The sequence below is a fragment of the Fictibacillus sp. S7 genome (assembly GCF_004127935.1).
Lineage (GTDB): Bacteria > Bacillota > Bacilli > Bacillales > Fictibacillaceae > Fictibacillus_C > Fictibacillus_C enclensis.
Genome location: NZ_QJKL01000001.1, coordinates 1,816,513 through 1,829,372 on the forward strand (window position 1 = coordinate 1,816,513; position 12,860 = coordinate 1,829,372).

General features: G+C 43.8%; 15 protein-coding genes and 1 pseudogene. 5 read left to right on the forward strand and 11 right to left on the reverse strand.

Features of this window, described 5'->3' with window-relative positions:
- Nucleotides 1-3: 3 nt before the first annotated feature.
- The 3 genes from DMO16_RS09330 to DMO16_RS09340 form a co-directional block, all read right to left on the reverse strand.
- The gene (locus DMO16_RS09330; protein WP_129477006.1) at nt 4-1,416 is read right to left on the reverse strand and encodes a HAMP domain-containing sensor histidine kinase; all 1,413 of its coding nucleotides are present in this window, start codon (nt 1,414-1,416) and stop codon (nt 4-6) included.
- The gene (locus DMO16_RS09335) at nt 1,400-2,089 is read right to left on the reverse strand and encodes a response regulator transcription factor (protein WP_061968100.1); all 690 of its coding nucleotides are present in this window, start codon (nt 2,087-2,089) and stop codon (nt 1,400-1,402) included. Before DMO16_RS09335 ends, DMO16_RS09330 begins: the two co-directional genes overlap by 17 nt.
- A 68-nt stretch (nt 2,090-2,157) precedes the next feature.
- Nucleotides 2,158-3,234, reverse strand: a complete 1,077-nt coding sequence (locus DMO16_RS09340) for a hypothetical protein (RefSeq protein WP_129477008.1) — start codon at nt 3,232-3,234, stop codon at nt 2,158-2,160.
- A 375-nt stretch (nt 3,235-3,609) separates the two neighbouring features.
- Between DMO16_RS09340 and DMO16_RS09345 the strand changes: the two are divergent.
- Nucleotides 3,610-3,963: pseudogene (locus DMO16_RS09345) on the forward strand (EamA family transporter); the annotation flags it as partial.
- Nucleotides 3,964-3,970: 7 nt separating this feature from the next.
- Nucleotides 3,971-4,483, forward strand: a complete 513-nt coding sequence (locus tag DMO16_RS09350) for a GNAT family N-acetyltransferase (RefSeq protein ID WP_129477010.1) — start codon at nt 3,971-3,973, stop codon at nt 4,481-4,483.
- A 127-nt stretch (nt 4,484-4,610) separates the two neighbouring features.
- On the opposite strand, the gene DMO16_RS09355 is transcribed toward DMO16_RS09350, so the two are convergent.
- The 6 genes from DMO16_RS09355 to DMO16_RS09375 all read right to left on the reverse strand — a co-directional run bounded on the left by DMO16_RS09355 (nt 4,611) and on the right by DMO16_RS09375 (nt 9,274).
- Entirely contained in the window at nt 4,611-4,838 is a 228-nt protein-coding gene (locus tag DMO16_RS09355) for a hypothetical protein (RefSeq protein WP_241840508.1), read from the reverse strand.
- 19 nt (nt 4,839-4,857) lie between these two features.
- Nucleotides 4,858-5,850 carry a DUF4003 family protein gene (locus DMO16_RS09360; protein WP_129477012.1) on the reverse strand — a complete coding sequence of 331 codons (993 nt, stop codon included), beginning with the start codon at nt 5,848-5,850 and terminating at the stop codon, nt 4,858-4,860.
- Between the two features lie 77 nt (nt 5,851-5,927).
- Nucleotides 5,928-6,752, reverse strand: a complete 825-nt coding sequence (locus DMO16_RS09365) for a pentapeptide repeat-containing protein (protein ID WP_129477015.1) — start codon at nt 6,750-6,752, stop codon at nt 5,928-5,930.
- A 157-nt stretch (nt 6,753-6,909) separates the two neighbouring features.
- Complete coding sequence (locus tag DMO16_RS09370; RefSeq protein WP_061968090.1) at nt 6,910-7,338, reverse strand: VOC family protein; 429 nt, start codon at nt 7,336-7,338, stop codon at nt 6,910-6,912.
- Nucleotides 7,339-7,452: 114 nt separating this feature from the next.
- On the reverse strand, nt 7,453-7,617 hold the full coding sequence (locus tag DMO16_RS24215; RefSeq protein ID WP_156412550.1) for a hypothetical protein: 165 nt from the start codon (nt 7,615-7,617) through the stop codon (nt 7,453-7,455).
- A 442-nt stretch (nt 7,618-8,059) separates the two neighbouring features.
- Nucleotides 8,060-9,274 (reverse strand): MFS transporter, encoded by a 1,215-nt coding sequence (locus DMO16_RS09375; protein WP_129477018.1) that lies wholly within the window; start codon nt 9,272-9,274, stop codon nt 8,060-8,062.
- Nucleotides 9,275-9,505: 231 nt separating this feature from the next.
- Here DMO16_RS09375 and DMO16_RS09380 point away from each other — a divergent pair, with 231 nt between their 5' ends.
- A complete protein-coding gene (locus DMO16_RS09380) occupies nt 9,506-10,102 on the forward strand; it encodes a YczE/YyaS/YitT family protein (protein ID WP_129477020.1) in 597 nt (198 codons plus the stop codon).
- Between the two features lie 60 nt (nt 10,103-10,162).
- On the opposite strand, the gene DMO16_RS09385 is transcribed toward DMO16_RS09380, so the two are convergent.
- Nucleotides 10,163-11,377 (reverse strand): dicarboxylate/amino acid:cation symporter, encoded by a 1,215-nt coding sequence (locus tag DMO16_RS09385; RefSeq protein ID WP_205728266.1) that lies wholly within the window; start codon nt 11,375-11,377, stop codon nt 10,163-10,165.
- Nucleotides 11,378-11,442: 65 nt separating this feature from the next.
- Nucleotides 11,443-11,706 (reverse strand): hypothetical protein, encoded by a 264-nt coding sequence (locus tag DMO16_RS09390; protein WP_061968080.1) that lies wholly within the window; start codon nt 11,704-11,706, stop codon nt 11,443-11,445.
- Nucleotides 11,707-11,899: 193 nt separating this feature from the next.
- Between DMO16_RS09390 and DMO16_RS09395 the strand changes: the two genes are divergently transcribed.
- The gene (locus tag DMO16_RS09395) at nt 11,900-12,529 is read left to right on the forward strand and encodes an FAD-dependent oxidoreductase (protein WP_129477022.1); all 630 of its coding nucleotides are present in this window, start codon (nt 11,900-11,902) and stop codon (nt 12,527-12,529) included.
- 25 nt (nt 12,530-12,554) lie between these two features.
- Complete coding sequence (locus DMO16_RS09400; protein WP_129477024.1) at nt 12,555-12,839, forward strand: hypothetical protein; 285 nt, start codon at nt 12,555-12,557, stop codon at nt 12,837-12,839.
- Nucleotides 12,840-12,860: the final 21 nt, after the last annotated feature.

The window sequence follows — 12,860 nt, forward strand, 5'->3', positions numbered from 1 at the left end:
CGGCTAATCCATATTCCAAACCATCGAAAATGTACTTCCGTTCGGGCTGCTTTCCTTTAACACCAGATTGGCGCCAAGCGCCTTTGCGAGCATTCGGCTGAAAGGAAGCCCTAGTCCAAGTCCGCGTACCTTTAGCTTTTTCTTTTCGCCTCGGAAAAAACGTTCAAAAATGTAGGGCTGCTCGTTTTCAGATATGCCTGAACCGGTATCCGCCACATCAATCCTTTTATCGGAAACATTGACGGTGATGTTCCCTCTTCCGCTCATGGCCTGAGCCGCATTATTCAGCAGGTTGATCAATATCTGCCGCAAGCGGAGAGGATCTGTTTCTTTATAGATGATTTCCTCCGTCACAAGGACGGCGCACTCTACATTGGATTGCTGGGTAACACTCCACTCCCGAATGATTGCAGGAATAAGTTCATTCAAATTGCAGGTTTCTGGATAAAGCGTAAAAGCACCTGCGGAAATGGAATTGAAGTTGAGCAAATCCGCTATCATGGTCTGGAGACGGTCAATTTCTTTCAATGTAATATCGAGAAATTCCTCCCGTTCCTCACCTGTGACCACTCCGTCTCTCACTGCCTGAACCAGGCCGCTGATTGAAGTAACAGGTGTTTTCAGATCATGTGTAACACCGGCCAATAGCTCTGCCCGAAGCTTCTCAAGCTGTGTCAGGCGCTTGGTCATATCTTCAAACGATGTGACCAAGTCATAGATTTCCTGTTCCCTTACATCCTTGTTCAGTTTTACATCATACTGTCCATCTTTTATGCCGCCTGCTGCAATGGCAACCTCCTGAATCGGTTTAACAATTTTTTTGGACAGAAAGTAAATGACCAGCCAGCCTAGAAGTCCGAGTCCCACAAGCAAAATAACCAGAAGGCGGTATTCCTGATTCACTTTTGCAAGTTCCTCTTCATCCTGCATGACGACAACCCACCCTTTCTGGCTGCCTCCATTAATGGGAGCCTTCACGGCATAGAGCTTTTCGCCACCAGCCTCAAGAGTTTGAAAAGATTTTGAATTGGATATGATTCGAGCTGGCAATTTTAGCTGAAAAGGGTCTGTGCGGTTATGGCTTTTCCCACCACCGCCTCCCCTTCGTCCAATATCATTCCCCTCTGCATCTGTAATGAAAAGCAGGGGCTGCTGCTCCATATCAAGCACGCCCGATCGCTTGTCAAAGCGTCTGTCAAATGCATTAAATTGGTTTCCTCCCGATGATTGGGCAATCCGGTCAGCTGTCTCTTCCGCCAGATATTGCAACAGGTTTAAGCGATTTTCTATCGTCGTATACCGGATCCACCAAAAAGATCCGATGCCGAGAAGAAGAAGGCCGATGCAAAGAGAGACCAGGTAACGGGTTGTCCAATAGGTTAATAGACTCGTCCGCTTGTTATTTTTCGTAGACACTGAACTGATACCCCAATCCTCTGTATGTCCGGATTTCACCACAGTCCCGAGACCAGCCGGAAAGCGCCTGCCTGATCCGTTTTACTGCAAGATCAACGGCCCTGTCACTGCCCTCATAATCCATGCCCCACACCTGGTCAAGGAGTTCTTCTCTTGTAAATGTCCGGTTCGGCCGCCCGGCAAGGAAAAGAAGAAGGGACAGATCCCTTGGCGTCAACAGGGCGGATTCCCCATCAACTTTTACCTGGCTGGATTTGGGATGAATGCTCAAGTTACCGAATTGCCAGTGATTATCTGACTCCAGTACTTTGGACGAACGGCGCAATACCGCATGGATCCTGGCAATTACCTCTTCTCCGACAAAAGGCTTGGAAATGTAGTCATCGGCTCCCTGGTTCAATCCTTTTAATTTATAATCAATATCCCCGAGAGCCGTCAGCATAATGACCGGGCAGACACTGCTTTTCCGGATTTCCTCCAAAACACCCCAGCCATCAAGCTCAGGAAGCATCACATCAAGGAGCACAAGGTCGGGCGAGTGCTCTTTGAATTTGGTCGCAGCTTCAAGACCGTTAAATGCATGCTGCACAATAAAGCCCTCATGCTTCAAGTAAACAGTCAAAACTCTCGATATCGTTTCTTCATCTTCAGCGACTAATATCGTTTTATTCATGGCGTCCTCCTCTAACATTCACTATACAAGAAAAATCCCTGGTGAGAAATACCAGGGATTCTTGTGAATTAAAGGCCTGCAGCAGTTGATGAGGTTCCGTTTTGGTTTTGAGTATTACTGCCTTCCTGGCTGCCATCTCGATGGCGGGGACCGCCATGACCATGTCCTTTGCCAAACCCGCCAGCACCAAAGCCAAATCCTTTCAAGCCAAAGCCATTGTCACCAACCATGTCTTTCAATTTATCCGGATTTTTATCTTTAATTTCTTCCATCAAATCTCTGGTTGTTTTATTTGTCGTTGAGATTTTCAGTTCCTTTGCTAGTGTTTTCACTTTCTGATCTGTCACTTCAGATTGAATTTGACGGATGGACTTTCCGTCAATTGTAATGTTTAATTTCTTAGCTTCGGCTTTTGCTTTCGCTGACTGTACTTCCTGCGCCACCTGGCGGATATCTTTACCCGATACGGAAATGCTATACGTTTTACCATCCTTCTTCACTTGTGCCGTGAACACATCTTGCTGCAGGGTCTGCAAATCTTTACCGGAGGTGGCCACTCCAAGTTCGTTTGCTTTTTTTGTCAACGCTGCTTTTTGCACATCCTGTCGCAATGTTTGCTCATCCTTGCCAGATGTGGCCACTCCAAGTGACTTCGCTTCCTTCTTCAGCTCTGTTAAGCGAATATCGCCCATAAGGGTGTCCGCTGTTTTGCCTTTTGTTGAAATCCCTAGTTTCTTAGCTTCATTTTGAAGCTTTTTCAGCTGCACTTCTTGAACAAGCGTATCCGTTGTTTTTCCGGAAGTACTAATGCCAAGCTTCTTCGCTTCCTGTTTCAAGGTTATCTCGCTGATTTCTTTCATTAATGTTTCAGCATCTTTACCGGAAGTGGAAATCCCCAGGGATTTTGCTTTAGCCAAAAGCTCGTCTGAATTTCCGCCAAAAAAGCCTCCATGGCCACCAAACTTCCCAAATCCTCCATGGCCATGTCTCATGCCACCCAGATCAGACGTGGACTGTGAAGGTGATGCACTTTGCTCTGTTTTTGATGTATTGCTGCTCGCCGCGAATGCCGTGGATGCAGCATAACCTCCAACCAAAACCGATCCAGCAAGGGTAAACGTTAAAACTGACTTATTCATTTTCATTTCTATTCCTCCTAAGTATGTGGATAAGGATCGTTGCTGTCTGAACCTTATACCCATACTTTACCGGGCGAATATGTCAGGAGAATGTCAGTTGCAAGGTAATTTTTTTTAAAAGTGACCCTCATTATTGAAAATTTGCGATTGAGTGGATTACTCCTCTGTTTATTGTGTCAGCTTGAAGTCAAGCCGTACAATCTTTGCTATAATCAAACACAATTAGAGTTTGAATAGACGCGAGGTGAAGCAAAATGTTTTTGGCCCCATTATTTGAAAATGATGTACCAGCAGCATCCTTCTGCTCATAATGGAGTGAAGGTGACTGCATCTCTCCGTTAGGGGCATTTCTGACCTGAATAAAAAGCGGAGGGAATAAAAATGAAAAACACTTTATTAGGTTCTATATACTTAATTTTAACTTCCAGCATTTGGGGTGCGATGTATGCCGTTGTCAAAGTAGTAGTAGAAGTCATACCCCCTTTAGAACTTGTATGGATGCGATATGTAGTGGTTATATTAGCCCTTCTGATTATCGGTTTGATCACACGACAAAAGTGGCGAATCGAGAAGAAATATTTTTTCACCATTATCGCCATCGGGATCATTGGCAACGCCATTACTATTGTTGCTCAGGAAACAGGTACGATGCTTTCTACAGCACAAATGGGAGCCATAATCACTTCTTCGCCCCCGGCATTTATGGTTATTTTCGCTCGCTTAGCAGGAAAGGAAGAAAAGAATGATCAGGGAAGCAACTTCGAACGATTTAAAGGATATTCTAGCTATCTATAATGACGCCATTCTCAATACTACCGCAGTATACGCCTATCAACCTCAAACCCTCGAGAAAAGGCAAATTTGGTATCAACAAAAAAGAGATGAGAATTACCCAATACTTGTATACGAACAAGATAACAAAGTGGTCGGATTTGCCACATTCGGTCCTTTCAGAGCCTGGCCAGCTTACAAATATTCAGTTGAGCATTCTGTGTATGTGGATAAAGAGTACCGAAAAAAAGGAATCGGGACTTCCCTACTGAAAGAATTAATCGCAATTGCCAGGCAAAGAGAGTATATTACCTTAATTGCCGGAATTGATGCAGCAAATGAGAAAAGCATCGCCATACATAAAAACTTCGGCTTTGTTCATGCTGGTACAATAAAAAAGGCAGGATTTAAATTTAATAGATGGTTAGATTTAGCGTTTTATCAACTGGAACTTAACGGGCCTAAAAACCCTACAGAAGAGTAATTTGGAGTAACCTTCATGGAGCGCCTCCGCAAATGTGCCCGTCTCCATTTTACTCAAGTAACTGGTTTAGAGAATGGTGAAAGGGAACAATTCGGGTTCCCTTTCATTTTTTTAGAGAAAAAGTGATCTAGTCACGGTCTTGAATCATGTCTTTGTACATTTTCTTAAACAGTTCCAACGGGAGTTTAAACTTAGTGGTTTTATCATTCTGCCAGTAGGTGACCAGTTCAATTTGATTTCCCTTTTTCTCAACTTCCAGTAAAGCATTTTCACCTTTATCTCTAACAGAAACAAAACTGTTCCCGTTTTTCTTTTCCTTGTGTTTATAATCATAGTTCAAACTAAAACTGCCCATATCGCCCACTCCTCCACTCTTAACTCCCTCCATCACCAGAGGAACTCACCACCGTTGCAGCTGAAACAGCCGCAATCATGGCCGCTTGCTGCGCCTGGATGATGGCATCCACTGCAGCATAGATACCCGTTCCTAGTAATGCAGGGTTATCCAGCTTTTCACTCATGATTAAGTTGGCCGCCATGATCAGGTTCATATCTTTATGCCACCTGAACGGTTTTTCGCTGCCTAAACGGTCGGTGGCCTCTAATACGGTCAGCACTTCATTTTCCCCGTCTTTTAGCAGAGCGAGAAGACCGACCAGCGGGTAATGCATTCCCTTTGGCCTCTTCCATGACGTTTTAAAGGTGTCGTATACCTTTATGGATTGCCGGACCAATTCGTCTGGATTTGTTTCACTATCAATAGATAAAATATGGCTTAAGAACTGCAGGTCATTTCCTTTTGAAAAGCCATTCTTGCTGAGCTCCTTATAAAAATGCTCTACATGATCCATTATTTCATCCACGGTTCCATCTCTTCCGGCTAACAGGACCGCAAGCGGGTAATCGATACTTGAGGTAAGGAAGAAATGATGGGACGACATCCCTTTGTACACCTTCATCACACGATCAATGGGAATGGAATTGCCTTCTTCCTTCTGACCAAGTAACACCTGTGCTGCCAGGTAGGTGGAAGCTCCGCGGCTGAACCGTTCATCGACCATTTGCTCGTAAATCTCAATTAGTTCGTGAAACTTTTTTTCCGGCTCGTCAAAATACACATCCAACATAGCTCCAATGGTAAATCGGGGTGTTGATTTCAGTGTATTAAAAGCACCGACGTTATCCTTGATATAGTCACTTACCTTCAAAAATTGTTGTAAATGAAAAGGCTTGTTGTTGACCACATACATGGAAGCGATCATCATCAGCGTTCGCTGGTCACTGACCTTCCATTTAAGCGCTACTTTTAACTGTTCATATGTATCACGGTAAGCTTGAAGTTTTTGTTCCAGAAATGGGGGGACCATCTGTCATCTCCTCTCTTTATTCCTTCTAATCCTATAACGATCGGACAGATCCATAAGTTCCAATTTTCGGATTAAAACTACATCCAATGCTCCGGATGCTTTAAGTGAGGAGGAAGCTTTGTTTTACGATTCCCTTTTGCGGCGTTTACCTGAATTTGCGTAAGAAAAATACTTCCTCTTATATCCGCCCCACTTAAGTTTGTATCCCTGAGGTCTGCACCAATCCAGTCACATCTTCGTAAATCCGTATCCCTCAGATCAGCGGCAATGAGCAGCATACCTCTAAAGTCACTTCCTCTAAGATCCGCTTTTCGCAGCTTTGCACCCAAATAGCTGCTGCTTGTCTTTTTTGATCTATTTTGGTTCTTCCTTACCAGTTCACTGGTACGAAGCAGAAGATCGTTCACTTGAATTCGATGAACCTGTACATCCAGGAGCAACAAAGCCTCAGGCTTCATATTTGTAAGACTTTCGATCGTTTCATAGCGGTCTTGTAAATCCGTTTTTATGGATTGGGTTTCTTCCCTGTTCAGTGCCTCCTTTAAATAATAGAGCATTTCTTGAAGCTGCTGCATAACCGGGAAAACGTTGAACATCTCCTGCGCACGTTCCTTGTCCTTATGCCAATCCAGTCCTTTATACGTCAATTGGGAGACTTTTTGTCCTGCACCAAAACAGTCAAAGACAGTGCAGCCTTTAAAGCCTTTTTCTCTTAAATTTTGATGAATGCCGCATTTATTATCGTGCTGAAGGTTGGGGCATGGCGTTCCACTGTCTTTGTTTAGGGCAAAATCAGCAGACTTGGCAAAGGGCAAGGCCACACAGCAGAGCCCAAAGCACTGATCACAATCAGCCCTTAACTCTTCAAGTCCTTCTGCACTTTCCTTTACATGATGAATCATATCAGGCACTCCTTTGTTACTTGGTTCTTTCTCCAGCTTACCAAATTTTTGAAAAGTAGCGAAAGTAGTTGATTCCAAGAGACATTCTTCAGCTTAAGCCCGTTTCCTCTTCCCAATAAAAAAAGCCGCCGAAGCAGCTTTTTTTATCCATAATCATTTATTGATTTGAGCCCATGGCTGAAATTTGCCAGGTGACGCCATATTTATCCGTGATCTGGCCGTATGAAGGACTCCAGAAGGTTTCCTGCATTTCCATGATGACGTTTCCGCCTTCACGAAGGTTCTCAAAAATTTCTTTCGATGATGGGATGTCGTCGGTGATCAAGGCAATCGTTACCTGGTCTCCTGTTTGATAAGGCATTCCAGGGAATGTATCGGATAGCATCAAATCTGTATCGCCTACCTTAAGATGGGCATTCATTACGCGATTTTTCGCTTCTTCCGGTGTTGGGTGTTCCGGGTTATCCGGCATATCACCAAACGTTTGGACTCCAAGCACCTTTGCGTTTAACGCTTTTTCATAAAACTTTACTGCTTCCTGACCGTTTCCATTCGTCACCAAATAAGGATAAATACCTTTAATCATCACGACACCTCATTTTAAGTTTTTATACGAACATGTGTTCTTTACCAGTTTACTACACACTTACTATGTAAGCAACCACTTTTTTCATTTTTCCCCTTAAAAAGAGAACCGATCTTACATCGGTCCTCCGCTCAGCGTGCTGCTGCTTTCTATTTTTTCAGTTTCAAGCAATGGAGTGGATAGAGTTTCAGGTTCCGAGTCTTGGTGGCTTTTGCTTATACGCACCAAAATTCCGACCATAACCGCAGCGGCAACCAACAATAGCAATAACCAAAGCATAAGAATACCCCCTCATTAATAATGTTCCTACTAAACATGCATATGAGTTCCCGGGCAGCGATATAACGCTTGGTTTCTCTTATCTGATGCAACGTTGCTCCTTTAAAAACTACTGGTTCAACTTCTACTGGTTCAACTTCCTCTCCACTTTCACTCGTCGTTTGTTGGCAACTTCCAGCATACTGTTTTGTCTGCCTATCTCCCTTTTAATATCCGACAGCATGATTATGATGCGAAGGAGCAAGGCTGAAAAGAACGCAAAACAAAGAACGATTCTCAACTCAGAGTGGGTGGTAAGAAACATTAAAAAATAACCTAAAAAAGTCATTCCAAGAAATAACCCCAAAAATTTCATGCTGCCCCAACTTCCTGTTACCTTATTGCTTTTTATTGCATTATTAATCTTCTATCTTTTTGTTCATCTTCCTTCTTGAAAACAAATTTATTTTGCAGCCGCAACCGGTTTTCTGCTGTTCTGCTTTTCACGGATTCGGTATTGCAAAAAGATAAGTGAAGCAATGATAAACGAACAAACGCCAAACGTGATGACCATCTTTTCAAATCCAATCGTATCAAGGAACAGACCGGTTAATAGCATTAAAATCTGGAAAATAATGTTGTCAGTCATGCCTTTAATTGAGAAGAAACGGCCGTGGTATTCTGCCGGAATATCGGTCTGAAAAATAGTGGTTGTGACCGGAAACAGCAGCCCCATTGCCAAGCCAAAGAAACCGAATGAAATGACCGACATGACCAGATGGCTGGCCATAAACAAAGAAATATGGGCCAGAGCGCTTATAAAAACAATGCCAAATAAATAGGGCAGTTTTGCTTCTTTTAAAAACCGCTTGGCGAGATACGTCCCCAGAAATACGCACAATCCCTCGGTGGTGTAAAGAATCCCTTTGATCCCCGGATAGTGCTGGATTTGGCTGATCTCGATCACCATAAGATTAAATCCAGAAAGAAACAGATAGGGAGGAATCAATAAAAGGATGCCATACACCACTTTGTGCTGGTCCCTCACGATCGGATACAGATCCTTTAATGTGCCGAAGAAACTTTCCTTTTTGCCGCCTTCCGTTTTCTCTCTCGGTGTTACGACCACTCTCATATAGAACGTGGCAATCAGCAAGATAACATAGGAAATCAGTGTCACAGTGTATAGAGCAGATAGTGACATGCCAACCAGCATGACTCCTCCCAGTGCCGTCCCTGCAATCCTTGCCCCTGTAAACAGGTTCATATATACTCCGTTCGCCTGCAGCAGCTCTTCTTTTTTCACAATCAACGGGATGAGGGTCTGCATTGCCGGATTGGAAAAAGTTCCTGAGATACCGATCACGAACGTGTAGATCAGCATCCACCATACATTATTGTAAGCGATTGCCATATACATGAAACCAATGGCCAGACACCTGGCAAAACCTGAATAGATCAAGATTTTCTTTTTGTCTCCCCGGTCAATGATCCTTCCTGCCATCGGAGCTAGAAACACGCCGACAAGAAATCCCGATAATAGAATCAGCGCCTGTAAAAACGAGGAATCTACGTTCTTTTGCAAAAATTCCAGGTTACCGATAATCCCAACCCATAACCCTGTGCTTGAAACCGCTACCCCAAACATTAATAATATAAAGTTTTTATTGCCCCACATCTTGCTTCCCCTCTTCCCCACACCCTCAATTTAAACAACAACCATATTTTAGCATGAGACGCTGAGAATCAGGATAGTCTTTTGAATCATAATTCTCATGTTTATACGGTATCAATTTGGGTTAATAAATCCGCATCTGATGAGTGAGTGTTAACAGCTATTTGCATAGATTGAGGTAAAGGACCTTGGACATTTGTTTTCAGGGTCTTTCTTCATTAAAGGAGCGGACAAATGACCTGCAAAGGCTTCATTTTTTATTTCATCGGAATTTTAATTTTAACGCTTGGGATTGCCTTATCCATTATTTCGAATCTCGGTACTTCCCCTTATGATGCCTTCCTGGTTGGTCTATTCAGAACCATTGGTCTCACTGTTGGTTCCTGGGAGATTATTATCGCTTTGGTGATGATGGGCATGAACGGCGTTCTTTTGCGGAAACGACCGGAATTCCTCGCGCTTGGAACTGCGATTGTGACTGGTGCAGGAATCGATGCCTGGTACTTCTCTCTAAGGGGGTGGATGTTGGCAGACACTGTTCTTATCAAGCTTCTTTTGCTCATATTGGGCATGCTTTTGATCGGCATAGGCACGGCCCTTTATTTACAGGGAAATATTGCTCCCATCCCTTTGGACCGGCTCATGCTAATTCTTCAGGAAAAACTCGGCCTCACCCTTAGCACCTCCCGCCTCCTGATCAGTATGATTGTGCTTTCTTTCGCTTATTTCCTCCATGGGCCGATTGGAGTCGGCACCCTAATGACCGCTCTATTCAACGGCTGGATTCTTTCTCTTTTTATGCCGCGTGCTCAAAGACTGTATCGGGAGTAAAGTTCGAGATTCTGCCGCAGCACACAAAAAAAGGCCCGAAAAGGCCTTTTTTTAATGACTTCATTTATTCCAGCGGTCAATGACTGCAGCATTGGCCACATTTCCAATTACATTTAACGCGGTTCTGAACCCGTCGGTTAACCGGTCAACACCGGCTACGATCGCAATGCCTTCGAGCGGGAGTCCGGCTGCGGTTAAAACGGTGGTCATCATGATAATCCCTGCTCCCGGTACACCTGCTGTGCTAAAGGAAACCAAAAGTGCACTGACAAATACAGCAATAATAAGTGAAGCAGTGATGTGCACATCAAAAAATTGAGCAACAAACAAGGCATTGAAGCCCTGCAAGATGGCTGCTCCATCCCGTTTTAAGGCGGTTCCAAACGGCAGAGCAAAGCTGGCAATCTCCCGTTTCATCCCGTAACGGTTACCCGCATTATCCATCGCTACAGGAAGAGCGGCATTCGAGCTCGCTGTTCCAAACGCCAAGGAAAACGACGGAAAGAAGCTTTTAAAGAAGTTGTTTGGCCGTGCTCCAACCATGAGAAGGATTAGGTAATAGACCACTCCCATGATGGCTAAAGCAAGAATAAGCCCCAGAATATACATTAAAAGCTTATTTACTACTCCAAAGCCCTGAGTAGCGATTACTGAAGCCATGAGCGCAAACACTCCGAGTGGTGCCACCTTTAGAATGATTTGCAGGATTTTCTCGACAATCGAATAAACACTTTCAACAAGAGCCAAAAAAGGCTTGGCTTTCTCTTTTACAAGATTCATGGCCACCCCGATGAGTATCGCTGAAATGATCACCTGCAGCAGGTTGGCCGTGCTCAAAGCTTCAAACGGATTGGTCGGTACGATGCTGACGAGCCAATCCACTAATGACTGGCTTTTTTGTGCTTTGCCAGGTCCCTGACCAACATCGGTGATGGAAACTCCAGTACCCGGTTTTAACAGATACGCAGTAACCATGCCGATCGCCAAGGCAACAGCACTTGTAATGATATATAAGGGCAGCAGCTTAAGAGTATATGAGCCGATTTTTCCTGTGCCCTGCAGACTGGTTAATCCGATGATCAAGGATGTAAAAACGACGGGCACAACAATAAATTGAATGATACGAATGAATGCTTGTCCTACCGGTGACAGGACATAATGATCGATTGCTTTCACTTGTCCAGGTAAAAAGGCATTTAACAGAGCACCTGCAATAATACCCAGTACGAGCCCCGCTAGGATCTTTGTTGATAATTTCAGTTCTATTCCCTCCACTATTCATAGTTAAATCATAGGATTACTATACAATAAACGAAGCATTCCTCCAACAGAAGTGCTTATCAATGATAATGCGACTGAATGTTCTCCAAATCCTTCAACAGCATACTGATTTCCTGCTGGCTTAGTCTCACCAGCATAGAATCATACAGCGAGATCACCTGGCCCCCTGCATCATTCTGGTGTTTTTGCAAATAGTTGTAAAGTTTCTCGAGCTGAGAAGAAGATAGTATCGATTGCGTCATAAAGTGTTTTACCTGCTGCAGTGAAAACTCGTTTGTCCCCTGATCCAGATCTCCCAAAAGAATGTTTCCGTGTATCTCCATAATCCACACTCCGTTCAATATGATTGATGGGTATAGTTTACCCGTTCCTCGAAAAAAGTTTCCTTCTTGTGTCACAACGATCCCTTCTTTCTCGTCTTATTTATAAAACAGAAAGAAGGTATTTTATATTGAAAAAATAGTGAAGCAGCCATCATTGGCGGAGGGCTTTCCGGGCTGACGGCAGCCGTTTAACTTGGCAAAAGCCGGTATTCACACTGTTATTATTGAAAAAGGAAAAGACGTGGGAGGCCGGGCACAAACCGTGAAGAAAAAAGGGGCTTATCTAAATCTCGGGGCACATGCTCTTTATAAAGGAGGCGAAGCGGAAGCGATATTGCATGAACTTAGAATTAAACCTTACGGAGGAATGCCAGGAACGAAGGAAAGCGGCATTTGGAAACAGTCCTTCCTTCCACTGCCCCATCACCTTTCTTCCCTTTTTTTCACAAAGCTCTTTTCCTGGATCGGCATAATGGAATTTGGCAAAGTGAGGATGAAACTTACCAAATTAATACGGGAAGCGGTCGGCACAATAAGCCTGCGTGAATGGGCAGAGACTGAAATAACCGATCCCATGGTCAGACATACATTTTACGCTTTATGCAGAACATCCACCTATTGCATTGAACCGGAAAGACTGAGAGCCCAAAATGTGCTTGCCCGGGTGCAAAAAGGATTAAAAGGAGTGCTGTACATTGATGGCGGATGGCAAACCATGGCTGATGCGTTAAAAACATTGGCCATCGACGCTGGTGTAATTGTTATGAATCATCAATCCGTAGATTCTGTAAAAAAAAAACCAGTTTATCCTTTCCCTAAATAACGGGGAGAAACTTGATGCTTCCTACGTGATTTCAACCGTTGGTCCTGAACAAACGTCCTCCTTAGTGGGAGGAGCGGAAGAAACATCCTTAGATACATGGAAGAAACGCGTCAAACCCGTTTATGCCGCCTGTCTTGATGTCTCTTTACTTCATCTTCCACATCCTAATGAACAATTCGCCATTGGCATCGATCAGCATATTCTCTTTACCAATCAATCCCGGGCGGCATCCGTAAGCGAAGATGGCTCTTCTGTTATCAGTCGTTCGGTTTCAGTGTTAATCATACTGGCATCTCCATTATATTTGTAACTTTGGAAAATTCTTATCATA